Origin of the sequence: Pseudomonas sp. ANT_J28 (assembly GCF_008370005.1) — a bacterium.
GTDB lineage: Bacteria > Pseudomonadota > Gammaproteobacteria > Pseudomonadales > Pseudomonadaceae > Aquipseudomonas > Aquipseudomonas frigoris.
Map to the genome: position 1 here is coordinate 57,012 of NZ_VOBM01000035.1, position 16,400 is coordinate 73,411.

Here is a 16,400-nt window from a genome sequence, read left to right on the forward strand (position 1 = left end):
ATGTCTGCTCCTGAATCGAGCGACGAATCGCTGCTGGCCCGTTATCGCGCAGGCGACGGGCCGGCGTTCGAGATTCTGTACGCCCGTCACCGCCAAGGGCTCTACCGATTCCTGCTCGGCCTGAGCGGCAAGTCCGAGCTGGCCGAAGAGGTTTACCAGGACACCTGGCTGAGCCTGATCCGCAGCACCAGTCAGCCACAAGGCCGGGCGAATTTTCGTACCTGGCTTTACCAGATTGCCCGCAACCGCCTGATCGATCACTGGCGCAAACACGGAATCCACAACCCTTTGCACGACAGCTACGACGAACAAACCCACGCCCTGATCGATGACACTGCCGATCCTGAACAACTGCTGAGGCTGAGCCGCGACAACCAGCGCCTCGAAACGGCCCTGCAAAACCTGCCCGCTGACCAGCGCGAAGTGTTCCTGCTGCGCGCCCATGGCGATCTCGACCTGCCGCAGATCGCCACCCTCACCGAAACACCGCTGGAAACCGTCAAAAGCCGCTTGCGCTACGCCCAGCAAAAACTGCGTCGGCTGCTGGCCGAGGAGGTACTGACATGACTGACGCCCGTCCTACGCCAGAAGACGAAGTGTTGAAGCACTATCGTGACCACGCGACCGGCGAACCACCGACCCATCTCGACGCGTTCCTCCTGGCTGCCGCACACCGTGAAGTCCCTGAGCAGAAGCCAGGTCTGTGGAAACGCTGGCTCCAGGCCTGCCAGAAACCCCGTTGGCAAGTTGCATTTGCCAGCCTCGTCGGTGTGGCCCTGATGCTTGCACTGGTGCAACGCACGGAGGAGCAACCGCCGAGTTATGACTTCGCGCCTGCACCCAAAGCGTCTGCACCGGTTGCCAAAAAAGAAGCACCGTCATCGGTTGCGCGTTCTCTGGCTGCCCCGGCCGGCGCGATGTCCGCCCCCGCGCCTGCGGCCCCAATGGCCGATCTTGCTGCCCCAGCGCAGAGCGAATCGATCAGCGCTGAAATGGCTGACGAAGCGAAGGTCAGCAAACGCCCGGCGATAGCTCCGGCAAAGTTTATCGACGATCAATTAAGGGAAGTGATCCGCCTGCAAAAGGCTGGTCAGGCTCAAGCGGCCGCTGACCTGATGGCGACATTGCACAAACGCTTTCCCAAGGAAAATCTCACGGCCAGACTCAAGGATTTGCAGAAAAACTGAGAGGCAGAGCGGTCAGTCATTTGGCATCGACACCTGAAAGCGCGCACTATCGGCCCATAGCCGATGCGTTGGAGGAAGCCATGGCAAAAAAAATCGACCGCATCGCCCAAATGCTCAACTGCCCGGTGAAGGGGCAGGAATTACGGCGGGCTGTTACTGAGAGTCGTAAGGAGTTTCTGCTGGCGAAGCAGGAAGAGGAAGTGTTTGAGGAAGACGTTCTTGATGATGAGTTGGTCGAGGACGAAGAGGATGATGAATACGACGAGTTTGATTGGACGACAGAATAAAAAAACCGCTTCGGCGGTTTTTTTCAGACTCAGTTGTTCGGTTAAACCGAACAGCTGCATCCAGCGCCCGTCCTGAGGCTTTAACGACCCCCACAAAAAAGCCCCAGACCCTAAGATCTGAGGCTTTCTCGTTTCTACGTATGGTGCCCAGGCGTCGTTTGAACTGAAGGCTGTGATGCCCGTTTTATAAGGGTTCTGTCGGTAATGTTTCGGTCAGGCATACATGTGGGCATACACGGCGACCCTTACTAGGCGCGTCTGACGGTGCCCGCATGGAGCCGCCATGGAGGGATTACTCTGAGAGCTCGACGACATTATCGATACCTGGTGAAACCTAGGTATACGCTTGCTGTGCCGCGAGCAGGTGAGGTCCATCCGGCTTCAAAAACTCGAGAAGGTCATAAAAGGAAATATCTACGCTCCACCTTCCGCATGCATACGCGCTCACTTCGTATGGTGCAAACAAGAATGTGAAGTGATCTGCGCTGACAGTAAATCTAGTGAAGTTATCAACTTTTGCGCCTGCGCCATCGTTGAACCAGTTGGTCTGGTGTTCGTCAGGCTTCTCACTAAACCTCCTCCAATACTCTCGGCACAATTCGGCGATACACAGCTCGCTGATGCGTTGTATGGCGGCGTCCCGGTTACTGAAAAAATCATCAAGACTCAAGAGGTGAAGCCGCTCAGGCATCGAAAAGTTGTAGGTCTCAAAGTGCGAGTTTGGATGTGCCGCGCCGGCTCCATACCAGCTGACCTCGTACGTTAGGCTTAGGAGCTGATCGGTTGCATGGACGATTCCAAAACCGTCCCATCGCCCGTTCAATGCAGTGTATGCCCCGACCTGAGGAAATAGATCAGGCTGCTGATCCCAAGGTTTCTGCCTTGATTCAATTAATGCACGAGTGGCACGTCCACCGAAGAAGAGCGTGAGTTCCTTGGCAACCTCATGACGAGCTGTCGAATCGAAGCGTGGGTATTCAATTTTGATGTCATGACCTGGCGCGCCTTCCCAGTAATCTTCAAGCTGTTCAGAAAAAACTTTAAACGGGCCAGCATTTAAGCCTTGAGTAAGCTCGATCGATTGTTGCTCAGCAGCCAGTTGGAGTGAGGCTTTGACCTGTTCCCATGCCCCAGGGGTACTGAGATCAACGTACTGGAGGCGTCCGGCAATGTGGCTAGGGACATCACACGGCTCAAGAAGTAGAGGTACTACGTAGATATCGGTCGGCTGCTTGTACCTGAGGCGTTCGATAGCGTCGTTGGCTTCTCGTTGCACAAAGCCCCGCTTATCGACACTTTTTTTGCTGAGCAGCAGTATGACTACGTTTGCATCTAGGAACGCTTTGTCGATTTCCGCTTCCCAGTTCTGACCGGGGAGTATGTGCTTCACGTCTATCCAGGGAAGCATCCCCTCTTGAATGAGAAGGTCGTAGTATTTTAAAGCTTGGTCTTTATCTTCCTTCGCATAGCTCACAAATATCTTCAGCGACACAGTATTTCCCCGTTGAAAGTAATCCGATCGGCATCACCGGCGACGGTCAAGGACACATTCCGGTGAGGTGTTTAACTGTAGCTACCGTTTTCGCCAGCAGGGTGAGTAACCTTCATTTTCGTTGCGGAAGTCGCTAGCCATCTTTATAAAAAAATGGTCCGCCGAGAGGGCGATTCGTTTACGAAGTGCTTCGTGCAAACGGTAAGCTTCAGTGACTGTGCCGGGGCGTGAAAAAGCGCCGGGGACCCTAGGGATATCCAAAGGATACGGGGTCGGAAACCCGCGAGATCTTGGTAGCGACAGTTTCATCAGCTTACTGAAATTTCAACGTTGAAATTGAAAGGATATTGAAGAAAAAAGCGCATCGTTACCGCAACGGTAAAGGTGGACTAGCGTGTTGTTGATAGCGAACGGTTGAGCCCCGTCAACCTTGGGATGGTGTCAACCAAGTCAACCTGTCAACCAACGTAGAAAATCCAGCCGCTAACACGATTCGGCGGGTTCTTTGCCCCGTGTCTTTAAGGAATGCTCAGGGTCCCCAGCGACATCCCAAGCCATAGTGCAAATGCACTGGTGAACAGCAGTTCACCCCGTTCACCTGTTCACTAAGCTGGGCATTTTTCCGCTAACAAGATCACGCGGGTTTCCGACCCCGTACCCACCGTAGATCCCCAGGGTCCCAGGCGATGTCGGTGCCCCGGTCGATGCATCTCATCTGTTCGTTGTTGGCAGACGGCACCTCCCTAGGGTCCTGGAGTTCTGCGACCCAGCGTTCGAATTCTGCATTAGTCGATACCAAGCCAGTATTGCTTTCGCTGGCGGTGCTATCACTATGGGGTGTGGGGCCTCGAAAAAACGTGTTACAGGTGTTGCGGGTGTGACAGTTGATACTAACTAATTGAATTTATTGTATTTTGTTGTTGTTACACACCGTTCATCTTTCACGTGCATTGGGTGTTACAAGCCAAATAGGTGTTACAGCAGCGTTTACAAATTTGGGTAAATCGTAGGCCGCAACCGGGCCAGCAACGGACATACGCCAACGCCTACTTTCGGTCAAAAGCGCCTCTCAATTCGGTGAACAGCTCAGTGAGAGTTGTATTGCAGGGCCAGTGCGAACGGGCTCGTCACGTGATCATTTTCTGAGGCCGCTGTACTGACGCGACTATGGCAAAATTGCCCGACCAACAAAGGAACTACAGATGACTCAAGACGCAAAGGAAGCCCTACACCTCATCAATTTGATTCTGGCGATTTCACCTATTGCCTGTATCTTGCTAATTTTTGCCTGCGCCAGCGGGATTTCAACGGATAAACACGCCACCTTCTATAACTTTGCCTATCACCTAGATCCGCGCCGAGGGCTCGCCTCTCAATGGCCGTTGCGCTTTTGGCTGATCACGATCCTCGTGTATTTCCTGGCTGCGGGTTATTTGTGTTGGGTGCCGTACACGTTGTCGTTTACACCGGAAGGATTCGATACATTCATCGATATCAGCAAGTTTCCTCTCGCATTGCTTTCGTTGACGATTCCCGTCGGCGTTTTCATCAGCAGGTTGCACAGTACCCAGCAGACGGCGGCGCAGATAGAGGCGACCGACATGAAGAACCGACTGGATGCCTTTCATGCACAGCGTAAAGGAATAGTTGAGTACATTGCATCGCTTGGGACGATCGAACTGGCGCATCAAGTGTCGCTGAAGATCCAGATAAACCAAGCATTCCATTCTGTGGTTTTTTGTAACTCAACCCACGAAACAGGTGCGCTGGAAGCAGATGAGCGGGTGATGAGGCAGGTTATGTGGCAGGTAGAGTCGATACTGGATGACTTGGCGCGGCTCATACCAACCTTCGAGCCTTTGAAAGACCGTACCTCCAGGAAGCCCAGGTCAAATGCAAGCGGAACCTATCTTGACCTGGTGAAATCGGTAAACGACCTATGCGCAAAACTGAGCGTTACCGACTATGTAATAGATCCGCAGAACAAACGAACGACGTTCAAGGCAATACTTCCGGGAGGGAAACGAGAGCAGCATGTCCGATTGGCAGGTAACTACCATGAGCTGATCGCTATTCTGAACTACTGCATCACGATCAGTTACTATGCAATGGTTTCTGAAAATCGTAGCTGGAGAGGTCTGGAGTGTCGACTACAGATGGAGCGGCTCAAGCAGGAACTGTACAAGCTGGGGCTTGAGACGTTGCATTACGACGATTCTATCAAGTTGTATTCGACCGAGACGATCATTTATCCCAAGCCGATACCCGAAGCGGTCAGCGAACCTTCGTAATTTGGCTCTGCCCTCAAGGCCGTGATACGGGTGTAAGAAGCCTCGTCACAGGAAAAGCCCGCTCTTGTGCAAGCTCCGCCAATGGCCGCTACCGGCCAAAAGCGGCCGCTCGGGAGGGGCGTCTTTAGACCCATTGCAGCCGTTGAACACCGGCATAAATCGGCCAAAAACCGATGTTCAATGGTGCCTTTCAAGCAGTGGGGAAGCCATCCCCCGATTACTCTCGGTTATGGTCATAGAAGCGTCTACGAACCTCAAGGCGACGCAGTCTTCTCCTTCACGTCATAGTTTTTTTTCTTCGCAAAGACGCCACCAACGACTGTCGGCTCTATAAATAAAATTTTTCTCTTGCTAGCTCCAGGGCCGTAGGGCTGCATTCGAAAATGCCCCTTCCTCCAATGTGTACGCTTTTCCTTTACATTTCTTGCGTGATTAAATCCTGCATCAGATTCATAGATCACATTATCCACTGGGCTAATCACAACCCTGTCATAGGTCTTCCGAAGCTTATCTTCAAATTTACGAATTTTGCCTATGCCCTTCAACGAAGTTATTTTTTTTCTCAGTTCTTTGCGTTCATTGAAGGCAGTGTCACGGTATTGCTTGCAGTTAATGAATAATAGAACTTTGGCCATGTGATTTAATGTTTCAGACAAATAACTCATGTCGCCTGTAAAGTCATCATCCTGACCGTACTTTTCCTCGACTCGACTGAGCTCCTGTTTTATTGTTCGCATCCCATCCTGTATGTAAAATCCTTGCACTCGCAGTGCGTCATCTTCCACATGTGCTTTACCCAATGGCGAGCCGGTAAACATCAGGTCCAGAATCCTCAGCGGCTTGTTCACATCCACCATTGGGCTATCGTTATAACGCTTCATCTCCGTTGAGCCCGGATTAATTTGGGTCTCGCTTATATATACGCCTTCTAGTATGTGCTCGTGTGTAAGTTCGTTATAGACTTTGAGTGAAGAGCTTCGGCTCTCTGTGAATTCGATGTAACAAGCTTTAAACGGTGGGCGGAGGTAATCTACCGGAACGTCATCGCCAATCTCTGTTTGTTCCAAAATCTCATCAATAAAATCTGATGTCGTCAAGATGTTACCATCCTGACGCCTGAATTTATAAGAGTAAAGCGTTGTACTAAGCGCGATTCCCGCCATATGATCGGTTAGGTTTTCAGAGCGATGCAAAGAAAATATATCAGGCCGCAGCCTCATCATCGTCTGTGTCAAGTAGTCTATTGAACAGGTTTCAATATCCAGCCCGGCGAAGACTTCGTCGTACACTTGGTCCATCGCCTGGGTGCACATCTCAGAATATTTGGAACAGGTAATTCTCACCGGGTGTGGCAATTTGTATGTGATGTCCATATTCCTCCAACCTACCAATGAAATAAAATAAAACCCTATCGGACTCGGACAATGCCGAACAATGAGATTATGACATTGCGGAAGTCGGATAGCCTCATTGTATCAAAGGGGAGGGATCGAACTGACCATCGTCCGCTTCTAGCCAATTGCAGCTGGCCGAGAGGGGCGGCTAACGGCCAGAAGCAGACCATGGACACGCTGCTAATGCGCCAGTAATGTGTGCCCAAGTCATGTCGCTTTACCTCCTCACCTCATATTGTGTTTCTGGCGCGACACTCTAGCCGAACAAGGAGTTACGCATGGACAAGGAACGTTATCAGACACAAACGGCGGAAAATATTATGCTACTTGTGTCGTCTACTTATAGTCAGGCATAGCCATGGACATCTTCGAAACGCATGAAAAGTTAATTGCCGAAGGCTGCAGCACTCAAAATTTCGCAATCAACTGCAATGGAAGTGACGTGTATTGCCTATGCAATACAAATGGTTTTTGGTCAGTTTTTTATACGGAGCGCGGGGTAGATCACCCCCCGATATTCAGTTCGATATCCGAAGAAGACGCTTGTAAATTCTTCTATGACCACATTATGAAAATGGAGCATTGGCACATCGTAGGCTTTTACAAAGACAACAACTTGGCAGAAGCCATGGAATCTAAGCTTTCTAACCTTGGAATCCGATTTGTGCGCAATGACATACCTGCATATCAAGCACAAAATGACCCAAGATTTCGGATATTTATAGTGGGTAAAGATATTTTCAGATTCAAGGATGTATTCGGTGAGCCGTATATCAGCTACGCCTAACAAGGCGCTGAAATCGCTCATTTCATTCGCTGGGACGGCGCGCCGCCGCCCCTTAGCTTAGTCGTTGGTCAGCGTCCGTAATGGGTCGTTTTCTGCCTCTCGCGACGGGCAGAAAACGGCCAAAAGCAGACACTTTGAACAGTTACTAGGCTCTGTATAAATACCTTTGAAATTCCGCCAATGCCCCAGTCTGCTCCAACCTTGCAGGAGGCAGCCAACGGCTTTGGCCTTTTGAAGCGGCTGTCGCATACTACTGATCTACCATACTGGAACAGAGCTGTGCATCGCGGTAGTTAGCTCAGTGCGATGCTTTCGGGTGCGCAAACAATCCATCGCCAACCAAGTCGCTCGACCAACCATAGAACGCATCCAGATGCTCATACAGCGGATGGTTGGCAACTGCTTCCGGATCGTTGAGCGGAGCGTATAGCTCGCCTTCCGTGCGGCTCTTGAAATGATAATTGAGGCTGTTTGCCAAGACATCAGCCGCCAATATCAATCCATCGGTTTCACCGATGGCCGTTAGGCTCATGTTGCTGATCACTGCCGGGATGTGCATATCCGCGGGGTAGTGCACGCTGAGGGTCAATTGGCCATTGACGACCCTTTTATCAACGGTGTCAAAACCAGTCGCCTTGATGACCTCAGATTTATTATCAAGCAGGCTCAAAGCTTCTTTTTCGAACTCTTTGGCAAGAGGCTCATCTACGTGATCCGTTCGGATCAGCAGATCTACATCACTCATATTTCGCTCAAGAAGAAAGGCTACAACGTGGGCATGGAGGCCCCCGAAAAGCTTCACATGCAGGGAGGGCAGCTCCTCACGAACACTGCCCATTTTCACTCGAGCAGGGCTGTTACGCTGCGCCTCGACCTGAGCCCGATGGTCCCGAAGCAACTCTGCCTGCTGGATGTGGTAGTCGTTAAAGCCGGCCACATGGATCGCATACCAGAAGCAAGGGATATGTGCCGCTCTGATCTCGTCAAATAGCGCCTGTCTTAACGCCCCTTTTTGCTCCTCGGGAAGGTCTGCTATGTGCAGCTTTCCTTGCTCAGGCGTGAAGCGCTTGGCGATCACATTGAGTTTAATCGACAGCTCGGCATGCTGCTGCTCGGGCACCAAGAGCCCGGCGAATACGCCTACCTCGCCAGGGTATTTTTCCTGTTGGTCTGCATAGCCTTTTGCACCGGATTCATCGCAATAAAAGTAAATGCGCTCTGGCATCTCATTTCTCCACTCAATGTCATGACATCCATCCTGATGCTCAGGGCGCCTTCGTATACCATTCAACAAACCCAAATACCAAGAGCGCAATGTCATCAAGGGCCGTTTGGCTGGCTGAAGGAACACTGCCTCCTGGCGACCCGTTTTTGCAGCTCGCAACAACTTATTCGGCGACGATCACACTGGCCTGCTGGCGGGGTATTTGCGGCATTGCTTTACGTACAGCCCCTACGCTAGGGCCGACTCCTAACACGGTGAAGCGCCCCCGGGATCCTAGTCATAGCCGATTGACCGTTTCTGGCTCTCTCTTAACCTCCGCGAAAGGCAGTGATGGGTCGGGTGTCGCCGGTCGTGACAGGCGGCAGTCGACCCTTAGCTGCCGCTCATGAAGTCGTGTCCCAATAGAAATGGATGTACTCGTCTTCATACTCTGCGAACAACGAAACGATGAACTCCGTCTTCATTGAGTACATCAATAACGCTCCGACAAAACCGGTCGACTCATGCAGCGGTTGTTTGAGCGGAGCGATCAATTCAAACGCCTGATCCGCAACCATCTGATTGAAAACAGTTTCCGAGATTTCCTCAAACTGAGCGTCAGAAACGTAGCCTGGGAAATAACTTTCTCCTCCAGGCCGCCAATCCATCCATTCCGCGTGAAGCCAGAAGTTTAATCCGTTTTCGCCTTGCCGTTTGGGGGCGCGGGTTATCCTGATGATCTCCTGAGAGGCAGAGCATCGAAAGGCGATTCCTGGATAGGTGACGTAATAGAGACCGGGACAATCATTGTGCGCTGTCCAAAAAGTCAGCTGCTCACTGGAGAGTTGATCAAAGTCGCTTCTGTCGAACATGGAAGAACCTAAGGGTCACGTTGCGCTAAAGGGCAAGAGCGCCCGATAGTAGCAAAATGCTTTCAATAATGTTTCGGGAACCGTCCGCTTTTGGCCGGAAGCGGCCCGCCGAATTTGAATACAACGGAAGCCTTCGCAAGCTTCCGCTTATCTTCATCACCGTTTTTTCAGCTTATGCTCGATCAGTCCCATTTCTGCCTTGATCGCTGTGATAGTGAGCTTCTGTATCGCTGTGCTTTTTCCGAATCTAGTATCCACGATCTTGAGTAGGGCGGTCAGGTGGGCTTTTCTCGCTTGAAGCATTTCGAATGTGGATGAGCTGTTTTGTGTCGTTGCGTTCATGGCTTCGATCCTTGGGGTTAATTAAACAGCCCGCGAAAGCAGGCTGTTTCAGGGAGTCGGCAGTTACATCGAGAGCAGATCGCGTGTGCGATGCTGGCGGCCACGGTCTGCTAATTCGCCCCACCTCCAACTGCCGAAGTTTTCACCCTGCTCTGGGATGTCGAGCTTCATTAAGGACACCGGGTCGCGGCCTATCAGCCGAGCAGCGGCGTACAGCTTGCCTCCTACATCCAGCAGCGTTTGGGCGGCTTCATTCCATGCTTCCTCCAGTGCGTTGTGGGCCAGCCGCAAGGCTGTTTCTTCAATTTTTTGGTGTTCTACCTGAGCCTCACTGATGTGTCGGTCTACGATGGCCAGCTCTTGCTCCAAGGCGGTGATGATCAGGAGCTCGCGGCGATGTTGTTCACTCGCGGTAGTGAGGTTTTTCGCGGCTTTCTGAGCGTCGGTGCTAGCTGCTTTTTCGCCGTCGACGTCGCCCCACGCCACGGCCTGTGCGTAAGCAGTAGCCGCCTCAGTCTCGGCCTGCCGTGCGCTGGTAATCTCTTCCTGTGCTTGCTGGCGAATTTCCTCCAGGCGAGTGCTCAGGCTTTGCCGTTTATCGTTAAGCTCCAGCTCATCCGCCATCCAGTTAGCCATGTCGGTAATGTAGCCTTCCATCAAGCTTTCTCGGTTGGCCAGCTTCTCCAGGCGGTCCAGCGTTTGGTCGAGTCGGAAGATCTGATGATCGATCGAGTCGATCTTGATTTGGCGACTGCTGATTTCATGCCTGACGTCGCTCTCTCGGCCGTTGTTAATGACCTCCTCGCTGTGAAGCGCTGACTCAAAAGGTGGTATTTCCTTTTTGAGCGCCTCCATTTCGATGACTTTAGTGGCGCGTGCGTCTTTCAGTTGTTCAATTCGGTTCATGGGTTTTGTCCTGTGTCATTGGGTTGGGTTCGGAGTGGCTGGCGAGGCCCGCTTGAGCCGGCTTTACCTCAGTCAGTAGGCTCAGCGTCAGGCGGCCTGAGTCTCGCTTTCATCCGTTCCCGGCACGGTCTTCACCACGTAGCAACGCTGAGTGCCCAGGCCGGGCAAGCGGACGGCGCAGGAGGCTTTGCCATCCGGCCCCGGCTCAAGGACACCACGGCGTATCAGCTCCTTGTTCACGGCATTGATGTTCATGCCCTTGAACACTTCCGAGCGCCAAGACTCAGGCAACACGTAATAGGTGTTGGTGGTGTGCAACGCATCACCCAGGCCGTGTTCCAGCGTCTTGCGAAAACCCAACCGGTCAATGGTGCGTGGACCGTGCTCATCGATCTTCGCGGCGGCCGACTCCCAGCGGGTGAAACGGCTTTCACCGAAGCGCTCGATGACCTGACGCAACCGCGCCAAGATCGCGTCCCCTTCCAAGTTGCCAGCACCGCCGCGCTCATTCATCCAAGCACTCAGACAGACCCGAGCTGCAGTGGTGGCGGCGCCATCGGGCCAACCGGTAATCCCCATCGCGGTGGCCAGTTCGCCGGCTGCTGCGGCCAGACCGAAACGAGCCGCAGCACGATGCGCCTGACCGCTGGCCGAGGCAGGCAGCGCCTTGGCGATGAACCCCTCCAAGGTGTGACGCAGGATCGCCGACCAAGCATGTCGCTTGCCGGGCTCACAGAGGGCCGACAGGAAGGCGGTGAGCGGTGTGCCGTAGTACTTGGCCACCCGTGCCTTGAGTGCATCGGAGAGGGCGGCGGCGTCATCAAAGCCGTTCAGCACATCGAACATGCCCAGGCCTTTGCTGGCATCCGCTGGCACGGCGAGCATCCGCACTTCCATGCCGGCTTTCAGCTCCTTGTTGGCTTCAGCCATGTGCTGCGCCAACGTCTTCTCGCCGGTCGAGAGAAACAGCAAGCGCCACTCCTGCACCTGTCGGCCCGCTTGTCCTCGATCATTGGCACGAGCCTTCCCGGTGCCGTTGCCGAGCATGTACACCGTTTCACCAATGATGCGCGGGTCGCACATGCCGATTTCATCCAGCACCAGGAGCCCGTCTGAATGCGCGGCGGCGATGGACTCCAGTGCGTTATCCGTCGAGCGCCAGGAACGCACCAGACGCGGTCCGCCGTAGATCGAGGCAGCCACTTGCAGGTGGGTGGTTTTGCCGCCCGAGCTGTCACCGTAGAGGTGAAAGCCGCCCGACTCATGGCCGAGCATGTGCAGCAGCGGACCGGCAAACGCCACGCTGGCCACAAATGCCAAGCGGTGATTGCCGATGCACAAGGCGCCGATCTGCTCTTGCCACTGCTCCAGAGTGCCGGCTTCGCTGATGGGTGGAAGCTGCGCACCTGCCTCATAGAAATGCAGGTGTTCGGTGTGCGAACCGACCTGTTGTTCGGGCAGCAGGAAGGCGCTGTCGTGCCAACCTAAACGGGTAACCAGTCGTGCCCGCTGGGCGCTGTCAAAACCGCCGAGATAACTTTGCAGGTCGTTGCGCGCATTGCGCCCGGAACGACTGCCGGCCAGTCGCAGGCCCATGTCCACCAATGGGCCGAGCACGTCCTTGCCGAAGTCGCCGGTCATGGTCCGCGCCGGGATGTTCCAGCGCTTTTTTGCCCCGTCGGGATCGTCGAACTCAACCAGCAAACCCCAGTTATGACCCTGCGCATCTCGGGTACGAGCCAGGATCTCCAGTGGCGAACACACGGGGCGCGCTTCGCCATCGTCACCGGAATAAAACACGCCTTCCGGCGTGAGGCGAAAGCCACCGGGCAGCAGATCGTTTTTGGGTTTCGCTGGCCGTTTAGTTGTTGGCTTGGCCTTGGCTTCGGGTGGTTCGGCCGATGCTTTCACAGGCTCAACACCGAACAATTCGCCGCTGTGTTCCAGCTCGGCGAAGTGCGCCGCCGTCCAGCCTTTGGCTTGGGCATCGGCCGCGTCGTCGCCGTCTTCCCATTGGCCACCCTTGGCGAACGTCGGTTGGTCATTCTTGAACGTGGGCTTGCGTTTTAAGACATCCAGAGCGATCACGCGCACCGACGCGGCGCCGATCTGATGCAGTTGTTCGGCGACGGTATCCATGCAGCTTTTGCCACTGGCGTCGTTGTCGGGCCACAACACCACGGACCGACCTTTGAGTGGTGTCAGGTCAGCTTTGTGCCAGGAGTTCGAGCCGTTCGGCCAGCACGTGGCCACGTAGCTGGGCAGCAGCTTCGCCGCGGCATCGGCGGCCTTTTCGCCTTCGCACAGAATGACCGGAGCCTCCTCGCGTTGCGCCAGTTCATCCAGGCGCAGCAGAGGGCGCGGCTCCGGCAGACCCTGCCAGCGCCATTGCTGCGTTTGACCGTCGGCCCGTTGGCACCAGGTCAACGGGGCAAACACCTTGCGCGGTTTGCCGTCTTCATCCGGGCCCAAGTCGAAGCGATAGAGGGCCATGACTGGCTGGCCTTGAGCGTCGCGATAAATCCAAACCTTGGACGGCGTACCGTGTTGCCGGTGTTTGGCCGGGCACTTGCTCATGGCCTCGGCCGGGATCGGCTGAATGGCCAGCCATTCCGGTGTTTTGCTTTTGCTAGGGCTTGGTTTCGATTCAGCCGCCCCAGCGGTAACGCGCAGCAGATCCGCCAGCTTGTTGCAGGCTTCGACGTCGGTGCCGCCGTCGAGATAGCGCACCAGGTCGATCAGGTCGCCACCTTTGTCGCCGGTGGCAAAATCCGCCCAGGTGCCTTTGGCCAAACTGACCTTGAGGGAGCCGGCACGTTTGTCGGTGCGAGTCGGATTAGGAGCGGTGTATTCCTTGCCACTGTCGACGCGTTTACCGTTGGGCAGCCAGTGAGCAAGCACGCGATCAATGTTCTGCAGCGCAACGGCTTTGACTTGGGCGAACGTGGGGCGACGGGCATTGGAGGTAGAGGCCTTCATACGCCACCGCCTTGGGCCAATTGCAACCCGCTGGTAACGTCATCAATGATGGCTTTGGCCATCTCGCTCAAATAGTGCGAAGCCCAGACCATCGCGTCGTTGTCATTCTCCATGCCGCTCAGGAAGGTCAGCTTGTTTACACAGTCCATGAGTAGAGAGGCTTGTTCGAGCGCTTCTTCGCAGGAAATGCCGGCATTGATACGGAACAGTGGTTGGTTTTGAGCGTTGCACCTGGCAAAGGTGGCACCGCCCACCGTATTGATCAACATAGAAGGGCTCATTGGGCGCCTCCACTGATGGGTGGCCGAGTGGAGTTGTCGGCGTGCACGGCGAGGGTGCGGATCAGTCCCAACGTCCCTCGAACATCCCACAGCGCCGCCGCGATGACATGGTTGGCCAGACGTGGGCCGTCGCACTCGAATTGATCCTCAAGAAGCAAGAGCACGGAGTTGGCTCGATCCACGGCACAGGTGATGGCGTCAATCGGCACACCGGCTTCGGCGCCTTTGTGGACGCAAAGCAGATCCTCGGGTAGGGAGAAGCTCAGGGCTTGGTTCATTGGGCACCGCCTGCGGCTTCGAGCGCGCGGGCTTTGGCCATATGGGCGTTGTATCGGGTGAGACGTGTAGCGAGGCTGGAGTTGGCGTGTAAAGCGGCGAGAGCCATTGCACGATGGGCGGTGGCGCGAATTTTGGACGGATTGAGGGCGTACATCTGGCGAAACTCCTATTGTTGAGGAGCTGCCACGAATCGCCGCTAAACGAAATAAGGTGGCAGCTGTGCGCGGGTTAGCGGACCGGGACAATAGGAACCCGGCAGACCCGAAGGTCTCCCACGCACAGCCACCATAAAACAGACTGGCAGGCACAAAAAAAGCGCCTGCAATCGTAATGGGGGCGCCTGTGCGCCTATTGTTGATCGGGCCGCTAAACCCGGTCGCTGAATTTGCAGCGACGGCCAAAGAGTAACGTCCTGTTTTGCAAAGTGCAACCGTGCGGAGATCTTGCGCATTTCTTTGATGCGGCATAAATTGTGCGGGCATGTAGATTTACCTCAACGCCTCCGGATCGCTCCCGGGGGCGTTTTCGTTAGTGCTGGGTAGTGACGGGGCGGGCGAGGGTGAGCCATTGCAAGTGGTTGCCTTGGCCGGCGCGTTGCCGCATCTGCTGTAGCGCTTCGGAATTGCGCAGCAGGTTGGGAATCAACTGGCGAGCGTCGTGAATCACCACGTCTGCTGGGGGCTGAATCGCTAACAACGTCCACTCCAGGTCATGCCACAGCACGATTAGCACCTGAGCGCCGGCCGAGATCGCTTGATCGCGGAGGGTCAGCAAGCGCTGGCGACCTTTGATCTCTGCGGTAGAAGGCAGAGACGCTTCAAGTACACCGACAAGATCCAATGCTTGGTGGGGAAGAAAGGTCGGCGTCATGCCGCCTCCTGCATGTTGGTGAACAGGGGGGGCGGTGTTTCGCCTTTGAGCCAAGCCAGGATTTTGCTGTCCTCGACGCACCGTCGGCGGTGTTCTACCGCGAGCAGTTCGCGCTGCTGTGCCAGACATTCGTCCACATAGCTGGTCAGATCCGAGGTCAACTTCATTTCACGGTGAAGTCGTTCGCTTGCAGTTTTTTCCTCGGCAAGATCCTGCTCAGTGATGCGTTGCCACACCGCCGGATCGTTCGCGTAGCCGGCCGACTGATCGACCAGCCAGTAAGTGACCCAGTCGGTCAAATCCAGCGATTTCAGCGCGGCGCGACGACCTTGTTTCATCGCGAAATGACCCGAACCGTGGATGCTGGAAAACTCCCTGCGTACCGCGTTTTTGCGGATCAGTTCAGGTAATTCCCATGGATTGAGTTTGAGCGGAAGGACCAAGCTATCAGGGTTGAAAAAGAAGGCTTCTTGTTCCTCCCCGTTCCAGCTCACACCGGCGATGGTGCGGTGCCGCCAGTTGATGGCATCCGGTCGATAGAGACGGAATCCGATGCTGTAGGAATCAAGAAAAGGCCCTTTGAATGGACTGTAGTTGCGCTTCATGCGGCCACCTGATCACGTGCCTCAATGCGGCTGCGTGCCCATGCTTGGACTTCGGACAGAACCCACGCTACAGGCGCGCCGCGTGCCGTGCTATTGGTGAGTTTTACGGCTTGTGGAAAACCGCTCTCAGGCTGGTTCATCAGTTTGTAAACGGTAGCGCGACCAATACCAGTGATTGCCATGACCTGTTTCACGCGAATCAGCGTGGAGGCGGAATCAAATAGCTCAAGTAACGTGTAAGGACTTGCAGGAGCCTTATGAGAAAGCTCTGCCATCGTGGTATTGCTGTTTACTTCTTGGAGAGGGGAGTTCATAGCTGTGCCTATACGGAAAGAGACAGGCACAGACTAGAGAGGGGAAAAAAAGCAAACACGGTTTGCTTTTGATTGAAATTTATCGAGGTAGGTATCCACCCAAGATCAGGTATTTTTTGACGGTAGGCTCAGACGCTATGCCCTCCTGTTTGCGGATTCCACGCCATCCGGACACTCAGCCCGCCAACATCCGGACACTCATTCCACGCTCATTCGGACAGGCAGTCGGAGCGCAGCGACGCAGGTTTGCATTGTTAGTCTGAAGTCCCTGTTGCCGTCAATTTCGTTGCGCGCCTGCGCATCGATTCGC

General features: G+C 54.6%; 17 protein-coding genes. 5 read left to right on the top strand and 12 right to left on the bottom strand.

Annotated elements, in window-relative coordinates; translation table 11 throughout:
* From FQ187_RS22135 to FQ187_RS22145, 3 genes are read left to right on the top strand one after another with little or no spacing between them, the layout of a single operon-like run.
* Positions 1–567, top strand: coding sequence for an RNA polymerase sigma factor (locus tag FQ187_RS22135; protein WP_149631107.1), 567 nt, complete (start codon positions 1–3; stop codon positions 565–567).
* Positions 564–1,187, top strand: a complete 624-nt coding sequence (locus tag FQ187_RS22140; RefSeq protein ID WP_149631108.1) for a hypothetical protein — start codon at positions 564–566, stop codon at positions 1,185–1,187. The genes FQ187_RS22135 and FQ187_RS22140 overlap by 4 nt, the downstream gene beginning before the upstream one ends.
* Before the next feature lie 20 nt (positions 1,188–1,207).
* On the top strand, positions 1,208–1,474 hold the full coding sequence (locus FQ187_RS22145; protein ID WP_256667398.1) for a hypothetical protein: 267 nt from the start codon (positions 1,208–1,210) through the stop codon (positions 1,472–1,474).
* 334 nt (positions 1,475–1,808) lie between these two features.
* On the opposite strand, the gene FQ187_RS22150 is transcribed toward FQ187_RS22145, so the two are convergent.
* Positions 1,809–2,966 carry a TIR domain-containing protein gene (locus tag FQ187_RS22150; protein WP_149631110.1) on the bottom strand — a complete coding sequence of 386 codons (1,158 nt, stop codon included), beginning with the start codon at positions 2,964–2,966 and terminating at the stop codon, positions 1,809–1,811.
* 1,202 nt (positions 2,967–4,168) lie between these two features.
* On the opposite strand from FQ187_RS22150, the gene FQ187_RS22155 reads away from it, so the two are divergent.
* A complete protein-coding gene (locus FQ187_RS22155; protein ID WP_149631111.1) occupies positions 4,169–5,257 on the top strand; it encodes a hypothetical protein in 1,089 nt (362 codons plus the stop codon).
* Between the two features lie 254 nt (positions 5,258–5,511).
* On the opposite strand, the gene FQ187_RS22160 is transcribed toward FQ187_RS22155, so the two are convergent.
* Positions 5,512–6,630 carry a hypothetical protein gene (locus FQ187_RS22160; protein WP_149631112.1) on the bottom strand — a complete coding sequence of 373 codons (1,119 nt, stop codon included), beginning with the start codon at positions 6,628–6,630 and terminating at the stop codon, positions 5,512–5,514.
* Between the two features lie 379 nt (positions 6,631–7,009).
* Between FQ187_RS22160 and FQ187_RS22165 the strand changes: the two genes are divergently transcribed.
* The gene (locus FQ187_RS22165) at positions 7,010–7,438 is read left to right on the top strand and encodes an SPOR domain-containing protein (RefSeq protein WP_149631113.1); all 429 of its coding nucleotides are present in this window, start codon (positions 7,010–7,012) and stop codon (positions 7,436–7,438) included.
* A gap of 298 nt (positions 7,439–7,736) precedes the next feature.
* Here FQ187_RS22165 and FQ187_RS22170 read toward each other — a convergent pair whose 3' ends face one another.
* From FQ187_RS22170 to FQ187_RS22215, 10 genes are all read right to left on the bottom strand, one after another.
* Positions 7,737–8,663 (bottom strand): hypothetical protein, encoded by a 927-nt coding sequence (locus tag FQ187_RS22170; protein WP_149631114.1) that lies wholly within the window; start codon positions 8,661–8,663, stop codon positions 7,737–7,739.
* Between the two features lie 383 nt (positions 8,664–9,046).
* Positions 9,047–9,514 (bottom strand): hypothetical protein, encoded by a 468-nt coding sequence (locus tag FQ187_RS22175; protein WP_149631115.1) that lies wholly within the window; start codon positions 9,512–9,514, stop codon positions 9,047–9,049.
* A 156-nt stretch (positions 9,515–9,670) separates the two neighbouring features.
* Positions 9,671–9,856, bottom strand: a complete 186-nt coding sequence (locus FQ187_RS22180; protein WP_149631116.1) for a hypothetical protein — start codon at positions 9,854–9,856, stop codon at positions 9,671–9,673.
* 63 nt (positions 9,857–9,919) lie between these two features.
* A complete protein-coding gene (locus FQ187_RS22185) occupies positions 9,920–10,762 on the bottom strand; it encodes a chromosome segregation protein SMC (RefSeq protein WP_149631117.1) in 843 nt (280 codons plus the stop codon).
* An 87-nt stretch (positions 10,763–10,849) separates the two neighbouring features.
* On the bottom strand, positions 10,850–13,741 hold the full coding sequence (locus FQ187_RS22190) for a DUF927 domain-containing protein (RefSeq protein WP_149631118.1): 2,892 nt from the start codon (positions 13,739–13,741) through the stop codon (positions 10,850–10,852).
* Positions 13,738–14,022 carry a DUF3077 domain-containing protein gene (locus FQ187_RS22195; RefSeq protein WP_149631119.1) on the bottom strand — a complete coding sequence of 95 codons (285 nt, stop codon included), beginning with the start codon at positions 14,020–14,022 and terminating at the stop codon, positions 13,738–13,740. The genes FQ187_RS22190 and FQ187_RS22195 overlap by 4 nt, the downstream gene beginning before the upstream one ends.
* Positions 14,019–14,300 carry a hypothetical protein gene (locus FQ187_RS22200; protein WP_149631120.1) on the bottom strand — a complete coding sequence of 94 codons (282 nt, stop codon included), beginning with the start codon at positions 14,298–14,300 and terminating at the stop codon, positions 14,019–14,021. Before FQ187_RS22200 ends, FQ187_RS22195 begins: the two co-directional genes overlap by 4 nt.
* 529 nt (positions 14,301–14,829) lie before the next feature.
* Positions 14,830–15,171, bottom strand: a complete 342-nt coding sequence (locus tag FQ187_RS22205; protein WP_149631121.1) for a hypothetical protein — start codon at positions 15,169–15,171, stop codon at positions 14,830–14,832.
* Positions 15,168–15,776 (bottom strand): hypothetical protein, encoded by a 609-nt coding sequence (locus FQ187_RS22210; protein ID WP_149631122.1) that lies wholly within the window; start codon positions 15,774–15,776, stop codon positions 15,168–15,170. Before FQ187_RS22210 ends, FQ187_RS22205 begins: the two co-directional genes overlap by 4 nt.
* Complete coding sequence (locus tag FQ187_RS22215; protein WP_149631123.1) at positions 15,773–16,090, bottom strand: AlpA family transcriptional regulator; 318 nt, start codon at positions 16,088–16,090, stop codon at positions 15,773–15,775. The genes FQ187_RS22210 and FQ187_RS22215 overlap by 4 nt, the downstream gene beginning before the upstream one ends.
* Positions 16,091–16,400 lie beyond the last annotated feature (310 nt).

Bases quoted from the DNA above. Each gene is read 5' to 3' on its own strand.
- FQ187_RS22135 (WP_149631107.1), top strand. From the start codon at position 1: ATGTCTGCTCCTGAATCGAGCGACGAATCGCTGCTGGCCCGTTATCGC.
- FQ187_RS22140 (WP_149631108.1), top strand. From the start codon at position 564: ATGACTGACGCCCGTCCTACGCCAGAAGACGAAGTGTTGAAGCACTAT.
- FQ187_RS22155 (WP_149631111.1), top strand. From the start codon at position 4,169: ATGACTCAAGACGCAAAGGAAGCCCTACACCTCATCAATTTGATTCTG.
- FQ187_RS22160 (WP_149631112.1), bottom strand. From the start codon at position 6,630: ATGGACATCACATACAAATTGCCACACCCGGTGAGAATTACCTGTTCC.
- FQ187_RS22165 (WP_149631113.1), top strand. From the start codon at position 7,010: ATGGACATCTTCGAAACGCATGAAAAGTTAATTGCCGAAGGCTGCAGC.
- FQ187_RS22170 (WP_149631114.1), bottom strand. From the start codon at position 8,663: ATGCCAGAGCGCATTTACTTTTATTGCGATGAATCCGGTGCAAAAGGC.
- FQ187_RS22175 (WP_149631115.1), bottom strand. From the start codon at position 9,514: ATGTTCGACAGAAGCGACTTTGATCAACTCTCCAGTGAGCAGCTGACT.
- FQ187_RS22180 (WP_149631116.1), bottom strand. From the start codon at position 9,856: ATGAACGCAACGACACAAAACAGCTCATCCACATTCGAAATGCTTCAA.
- FQ187_RS22185 (WP_149631117.1), bottom strand. From the start codon at position 10,762: ATGAACCGAATTGAACAACTGAAAGACGCACGCGCCACTAAAGTCATC.
- FQ187_RS22190 (WP_149631118.1), bottom strand. From the start codon at position 13,741: ATGAAGGCCTCTACCTCCAATGCCCGTCGCCCCACGTTCGCCCAAGTC.
- FQ187_RS22195 (WP_149631119.1), bottom strand. From the start codon at position 14,022: ATGAGCCCTTCTATGTTGATCAATACGGTGGGCGGTGCCACCTTTGCC.
- FQ187_RS22200 (WP_149631120.1), bottom strand. From the start codon at position 14,300: ATGAACCAAGCCCTGAGCTTCTCCCTACCCGAGGATCTGCTTTGCGTC.
- FQ187_RS22205 (WP_149631121.1), bottom strand. From the start codon at position 15,171: ATGACGCCGACCTTTCTTCCCCACCAAGCATTGGATCTTGTCGGTGTA.
- FQ187_RS22210 (WP_149631122.1), bottom strand. From the start codon at position 15,776: ATGAAGCGCAACTACAGTCCATTCAAAGGGCCTTTTCTTGATTCCTAC.
- FQ187_RS22215 (WP_149631123.1), bottom strand. From the start codon at position 16,090: ATGAACTCCCCTCTCCAAGAAGTAAACAGCAATACCACGATGGCAGAG.